We start from the raw sequence: 6,675 nt of genomic DNA, 5'->3' as shown, positions 1-6,675 counted from the left end.
GTCTCAGCCCTCTTCACCTGTGGCCCCTATGCCTCAAACCTAGCAGAGGGCTGGCAAGCAACCACCCAACGTCTGGTACACGTTATGGAAGAACCAGGTGATCTGCTTCCTCTTCTACAGCAGACTCTCCAACCCAATGATGTGATCCTCGTCAAAGGTTCCCGCTCCGCACGAATGGAAAGAATCCTGCCCGAATAAACGACCTGCCATTTCAATTTAGCCGTAGAATCCAATCTTGTAATCTCCCCATAGAATTTTTACGTTGCATTGTTCAAAATTGGTAAGATTCTTGACTTAGTCCAAAATAAGACCTAACTTGTAATTTTGATTTGTCCGGAACAACTGCATCAGTGGTCCCCGCTGTTTTTGCTTCTGAGACTAGGCAGCAATTTCAGCTAGTGGTTCCATCAAACAGTCAGTACATCTGCAGGTCAAATTGACCCCAAGATGATTCCGATGCAGGGGATTACACATTCCCACCACTGAGGAATTCTATTTCTCTTCCCATCTAAACCGAGGAGTACCATTGGCTACTGAACTGGCGGATCTGCTCCGTCAACACGATGTGCAGGTAACGGTTCAACGCATCGCTGTCCTGAGGGCGGTGTCAGGCCAGCCTCACATCACGGCAGATGGTGTTGCTGAGGTAGTCAGAGCAGAATTGGGTGTCATTTCCAAACAGGCTGTGTACGATGCTTTAGGTATCTTGGTCGAACGAAGATTGGTTCGGCGTATTCAACCTGCTGGATCTCCAGCCCGCTACGAAGATCGTGTGGGCGACAATCACCATCACCTAGTTTGCCGATCCTGCAACCACATGGTCGATATCGACTGTGCGGTCGGTTTTGCTCCTTGCCTGAGTCCCAGCGAAAGCATGGGCTACGAAATCGACGAAGCAGAGGTCATCTACTGGGGACACTGTTCGGACTGTCTCGCTGAGCCAAGCAAGATCAAGGACAGCAAAGCGCTACCCCAGTAAACAAAGAGCGACAGAAGGGGAAGCCCCCCCAAGACGTCAGCCAACGGCAGGATCTTAAATCCTGTCCATGAACTATAACCATAAGAACAACGGAGACGATTATGAGCGAAAGCAAATGCCCATTCAGCGGCGGTGCCTTCAGCGGAAGTGTCTTTAGTGGAGGAGAGTCCAAAGGCACAAAGAATAGAGACTGGTGGCCGAATCAGCTGAATCTCGAAATGCTGCACTACCACTCAAACCTGTCTGATCCGATGGGTGAAGGCTTCGACTATGCTGAAGAGTTCACAAAGCTGGACCTCAAGGCACTGAAGCAAGATCTCTATGACCTGATGACTGATTCTCAGGATTGGTGGCCAGCCGACTACGGACACTATGGTCCTTTCATGGTACGCATGGCTTGGCACAGCGCAGGTACCTACCGTATCGCTGATGGTCGTGGGGGAGCTGGAGCTGGACAACAGCGCTTCGCCCCACTTAATAGCTGGCCAGATAACACCAACCTTGATAAGGCTCGACGCCTGCTGTGGCCAGTCAAGCAGAAATATGGCAACCAGATCTCTTGGGCTGACTTGATGGTCCTCGCTGGCAACTGTGCCATGGAATCTATGGGCTTCAAGACTTTTGGCTTCGGTGGTGGACGTGCCGATGTTTGGGAACCAGAAGAAGACATCTACTGGGGAACAGAGACTGAGTGGCTAGCCGACAAGCGCTACAAAAGTGAGCGTGAACTGGAGAATCCACTGGCAGCCGTACAGATGGGCCTGATCTACGTCAATCCACAAGGACCAAACGGTGAGCCTGATCCGGTTGCCTCCGGTGGTGACATTCGTGAGACCTTTGCACGTATGGCGATGAATGATGAAGAGACTGTTGCACTGGTCGCTGGTGGTCATACCTTCGGTAAATGCCACGGTGCCGGTGATGCTGCACTGGTTGGTCCTGAGCCAGAAGGTGCCTCGATCGCCGAGCAAGGCCTTGGTTGGACCAGCAAGCACGGCAGCGGTAAAGCCGGTGACACAATCACCAGTGGTATCGAAGGTGCCTGGACCCCAAATCCGATTCAGTGGGACAATGGCTACTTCACCACGCTCTTCAAGTATGATTGGGAACTGACCAAGAGCCCAGCAGGTGCCTGGCAGTGGCTGGCCAAAGACGTTGCTGATGAAGATATGGCCCCAGATGCTCATGATCCTTCCAAAAAGCATCGACCCATGATGACCACGGCAGACATGGCCATGCGCATGGATCCAATCTATGAGAAGATCTCACTGCGCTTCCGTGACAATCCAGACGAGTTTGCTGATGCTTTCGCCCGTGCTTGGTTCAAGCTGACTCACCGTGACATGGGCCCCAAGGTGCGCTACCTGGGATCAGAAGTTCCTGAAGAAAATCTGGTTTGGCAAGACCCCGTTCCAGCTGTTGACCACACGTTGGTTGATGCCAGTGACATCGCTCAACTCAAGGCCAGCATCCTGGCAACCGGTCTATCTACCTCAGAACTTGTCGGGACTGCTTGGTGTTCTGCGACCACCTTCCGTAATTCAGACAAGCGTGGTGGTGCCAATGGTGCTCGCATCCGTCTGGCTCCTCAGAAGGAATGGGATGCTAACCAACCAGAGCAACTGGCCAAAGTACTCCAGGCATTGGGTGGTGTTCAGGAAACCTTCAATGCTTCCGCTGGTGGTGGCAAGAAGGTCTCCATAGCTGACCTGATCGTGCTTGGTGGTTGTGCTGCAGTTGAGCAAGCTGTCAAAGCCGGTGGACACAACATCGAAGTGCCTTTCACTGCTGGTCGCACTGATGCAACAGCGGAGCAAACTGATGCTGATTCTTTTGCAGTGCTGGAGTCCCAAGCAGATGGCTTCCGTAACTATCAGAAGGCTGCCTTCACCGTGTCTACGGAAGAATTCCTGGTGGACAAGGCCCAACTCATGACCCTGACTGCTCCAGAAATGACAGCACTGGTCGGTGGCATGCGTGTTCTGGATGCCAATCATAATCAGTCAAAACACGGTGTCTTCACTGATCGACCCGGTGTATTGTCCACAGACTTCTTCGTCAATCTGCTGGACATGAGTACAGAATGGAAGGCAAATTCTGAGGAAGAGGAAGTCTTCGAAGGTCGTGATCGCACAAGCGGTGATCTAAAGTGGACGGGTACCCGTGTAGATCTGATATTTGGTTCTCATTCACAACTTCGAGCAATCGCTGAGGTCTATGCTCAGAACGACTCCAAGGAGAAATTCGTGAAGGATTTTGTGGCTGCCTGGAATAAGGTGATGAACCTCGACCGCTTCGAAATCTAATCCTGCTGACGGATCGGTCAACCTTACGTTGATTGATCCCATCTCTACACGGCCTGTCGGGCTTGCTCGGCAGGCCAACCTTCCCGACACAAGCCCTACTAGTCTGAAATCTCACTACGTCAGTGATCCTCTTAGTTTGCAGAAAATCGAGATTCTCGTTTCACTTCACAAATTTGCAATGAGTATTCACTGTAAAAAAACAGATCGTCCACACTTTTGGGCAGCACGATGCTCTGGATGGCTGGCCCAATCAAATTGGGTAGCATCGTCTTCAAATTCAACCAGCGTTAGTCACTCCCAATCCTCAGCAACAAAGGCCTTGTAGGATTTGTAACCCGGCATTGACCTTGCCAACTTTGACATCTGTGGGGCCAATTCTCCGTACTCCGCTTGAGCTTCTGGGCGCAATCTTGAGCGAAACACCGTCAGAACCATCGTTCTCTCCTTCAGCACCGGTTGAAATCCAATAGATTCATACCCTGCCTATTTGCCATCCTTCATTGTTGTAAAATAGTGTCTCAGCTCGTGCATCACAACTACTTGGAGCCACTCTTCAACTTGAATGCATGGAAATTATCGAACTGCACGAGAAAGTCTGCTTGCTGCTGAATTTGATTGGCTTCCAAGTATTCACCATAGAGTCTTCCTTCCCCCTTGAGATAGGTCTCCACGAAATCTGGATTGAAATCACTACGCTCATCTAGTTCGAATAATCGTGCCGCTGCCGCCTTGGGAGTAAGATCCAGTACGATCTTTGTATCCAGTAGTTCCTGTATTCCAGGCACAAAAATCGTCGTTCCCCAGAGCAATACAACCATCTCTGGAGCCCAAAACAGCGGGTATGATGAGGTTTCGCATCCCTGTAGAAAATCGGGTTCATCAATCACAGTCACAGTCTCCCCAGCGGCATAAGGACGCAGCAGTGTATCAAGAATCCAGTCTCGTTCCTGGGGCGCTCGCCAATAATCGGCTGCCGTTGAATTCTTATGCTCAGGGCTCAGTAGTTCCAGCAAATCAAAACCACCAACCAATACACCCTGTTCTTCCAGAGCTTCCAGCAATTCTCCCACAAAATATGCATGTCCACTGTCATCTGGGCCACTAATGCCGACCAATAGTGGCTTGCTGGGGGCCTCCTGTTTGCTTTTCAGTAGTTGTTCCGCTATCTCTAGTGTCGTGTTGCGGCTGGGATGAAAAATTTGCAGCAGGTCTTCAATACGAGGACAATAGAACCCGTTGGGAACAAGGACCTGTTGCCGACTGGCGAAATGAGCAGACTGATCCTGTAACCAAGCGTGAAGATTGGAGCGATCCGTGACCCAGAAATGATCGGCTTGGCCCAATTGAGGATTGCGACGACCACTGTTTTCGGGGGATCCAGAAACAATGGAAATTCCTGAGAATTGCTGCCAGTCGTTGGGAAAGATTTCTTCTCCCAGTAACACCAAGTGAAAATCACGCTCCTGCAGTACCCGTAGGAGTTCACGAAAATTTTCCCACTGTTCCTGACTGAATTCACCTGTCAGACTATCAAGATCAAAGACCAATGTCTGAACTCGTGCCGGATGGAAGTCGGCCGTCTTCATTTACTCATTCCTGTTATTTCAAGTTACGTCTGTGCTGAAAACTCACAATCAGGTCCTACTTGGGGCCCTGCGAGGACTGGATGTCGTGCTGGCTTTTCTGGCCTGGGAGTTTGCCTATCGAGCTCGTTTTTTCTGGCTGAACTGGCCCACTGCTGACTACATTCCGGATCATGTCGAATACCTCAAGGCTGCTTTTGCTGCAGCTCTGTTGACGGCACTCACCTTTTCTCTAGCTAACGTCTATCGCACCCAGTCCTTCATTCGTCCCCGCCAGGATTTCCTCTACCTGCTTCGTGGAGGGTTATATTTGTTCCTCACTTTGATCGGAGTTGCCTTCTACTACCGGGAATTCTCCTACTCTCGCGTACATACACTCTATTTCCTGGTATTCCTGCTCCTTTTGCTGGTGCTCTCTCGTTACCTGGCCCGCAAGAGCATGAAGTGGTTGCATCGGCATGGCTACCACCTCCGGAAAATTGCTGTGATTGGCTCCGGTGAGACCGCCCTGAACTTTGCCCAACGACTGGCTGGCTATCAACGAACCGGAATTCTCCTGAAGGGGGTGCTGAGTCTGCAATCTGGAACAAGCCTACCCACTAGCCTGCCACAGTTCAATGACCTAGAGGAACTGGTGCAACGTATTCAGCGACAGGAGATTGATCAAGTCTTTCTCGCTCTCTCGCCTACAGAGCAAACGTATCTACCCCAATTGAAAGAACAGTTTGCTGAACTCTGGGTAGATCTGCACATTGTTCCCGATCTTGGTAGCTTTCGCACATTACACACCGAGACAGAAAATTTTGAGGGGATGCCTGTCGTAACCATTGTACGCAGTCCTCTATTCGGTTGGAACCGACTGCTCAAGCGCGGACTGGATATGGTAGGTGCTGCTGCTGCACTGCTGATCTTTGGGCCCATCATGTTACTGATCGCTGGGCTAGTCTGTCTGAGTTCAGCCGGCCCCATCTTCTATCGTCAGGAACGAATGGGCCTGGATGGCCGAACCTTCAATGCCTTGAAATTCCGTTCGATGCGCTTGGACGCCGAGCAACGTACCGGAGCCGTCTGGGCCAGTAAGGATGATGATCGTTGCACTCCCATCGGACGATTCATCCGCAAAGTCAGTCTTGATGAACTACCCCAGCTCTTCAATGTACTGCGAGGTGAGATGAGCCTGGTTGGTCCCCGTCCAGAGAGGCCGGTCTTCATTGAGCAGTTTAAAAAACAGATCCCAGATTACATGCTGCGGCACAAGGTCAAGGCTGGCATTACCGGTTGGGCACAGATCAATGGCTGGCGCGGCAACACTTCCCTGGAAAAACGCATCGAATTCGATCTTTATTACATCGAGCGATGGTCACTCTGGTTTGACATCAAGATTCTCTTCCTCACCATCTTCAGGGGCTTTGTTGATCCGAACGCCTACTGAGCGAGAAGGATTCACCCTGATTGAACTGCTACTGGCGTTAGCGTTGCTGGGCACCCTTCTTGGTCTTGGCATCGTTTCCCTTTCCCCACTTGTTGCCCAATCCCACCTTGATACCGCTACTAGTTATCTGCAGAGCGCTCTTGAAGAAGCACAAATTCGAGCTCTGCGTAACCTGCGTTCCTATCGTGTACAACTGGAGCAGCAGGAAGTCTGGTTGGAGAGCAAACAATCCTCTCGATGGCAAGCGGAGCAACTTTGGGAAGTACTACCGGAAGGCATATCGGTTACTACCACTTGCTGGCCGTCTTTCAGTGCTAGTGGCTTTGCTGTCGGAGGAACTGACCCTACAGTTGGAGGATTGGACACGCCAAGTAC

Annotated in this window: 7 protein-coding genes; 5 read left to right on the top strand and 2 right to left on the bottom strand. The window is 51.0% G+C overall.

Features of this window, described 5'->3' with window-relative positions; translation table 11 throughout:
- From P8O70_15560 to katG, 3 genes are all read left to right on the top strand, one after another.
- A partial coding sequence (locus tag P8O70_15560) for a UDP-N-acetylmuramoyl-tripeptide--D-alanyl-D-alanine ligase (protein ID MDG2198260.1) occupies positions 1-198 on the top strand: 198 nt, incomplete at its 5' end.
- Between the two features lie 328 nt (positions 199-526).
- Positions 527-979: a Fur family transcriptional regulator gene (locus tag P8O70_15555; protein MDG2198259.1), complete on the top strand. Its 453-nt coding sequence runs from the start codon at positions 527-529 to the stop codon at positions 977-979.
- A gap of 101 nt (positions 980-1,080) precedes the next feature.
- Complete coding sequence (gene katG, locus P8O70_15550) at positions 1,081-3,285, top strand: catalase/peroxidase HPI (protein MDG2198258.1); 2,205 nt, start codon at positions 1,081-1,083, stop codon at positions 3,283-3,285.
- Positions 3,286-3,576: 291 nt separating this feature from the next.
- On the opposite strand, the gene P8O70_15545 is transcribed toward katG, so the two are convergent.
- Both P8O70_15545 and P8O70_15540 read right to left on the bottom strand, forming a co-directional pair.
- The gene (locus P8O70_15545) at positions 3,577-3,720 is read right to left on the bottom strand and encodes a hypothetical protein (protein MDG2198257.1); all 144 of its coding nucleotides are present in this window, start codon (positions 3,718-3,720) and stop codon (positions 3,577-3,579) included.
- Between the two features lie 101 nt (positions 3,721-3,821).
- A complete protein-coding gene (locus P8O70_15540; protein MDG2198256.1) occupies positions 3,822-4,871 on the bottom strand; it encodes a hypothetical protein in 1,050 nt (349 codons plus the stop codon).
- 31 nt (positions 4,872-4,902) lie between these two features.
- Between P8O70_15540 and P8O70_15535 the strand changes: the two genes are divergently transcribed.
- The gene (locus tag P8O70_15535) at positions 4,903-6,300 is read left to right on the top strand and encodes an undecaprenyl-phosphate glucose phosphotransferase (GenBank protein ID MDG2198255.1); all 1,398 of its coding nucleotides are present in this window, start codon (positions 4,903-4,905) and stop codon (positions 6,298-6,300) included.
- Positions 6,281-6,675 (top strand): prepilin-type N-terminal cleavage/methylation domain-containing protein (locus P8O70_15530; GenBank protein ID MDG2198254.1); only part of this gene is annotated, 395 nt, incomplete at its 3' end. The genes P8O70_15535 and P8O70_15530, both read left to right, overlap by 20 nt.

The organism is SAR324 cluster bacterium (assembly GCA_029245725.1).
GTDB lineage: Bacteria > SAR324 > SAR324 > SAR324 > NAC60-12 > JCVI-SCAAA005.
Note: the sequence above shows the minus strand (reverse complement) of the source record. Positions and strands in the feature narration are given on the sequence as shown.

Coding starts and splice junctions, on each gene's coding strand:
- katG (MDG2198258.1), top strand. CDS start 1,081: ATGAGCGAAAGCAAATGCCCATTCAGCGGCGGTGCCTTCAGCGGAAGT.
- P8O70_15545 (MDG2198257.1), bottom strand. CDS start 3,720: ATGGTTCTGACGGTGTTTCGCTCAAGATTGCGCCCAGAAGCTCAAGCG.
- P8O70_15540 (MDG2198256.1), bottom strand. CDS start 4,871: ATGAAGACGGCCGACTTCCATCCGGCACGAGTTCAGACATTGGTCTTT.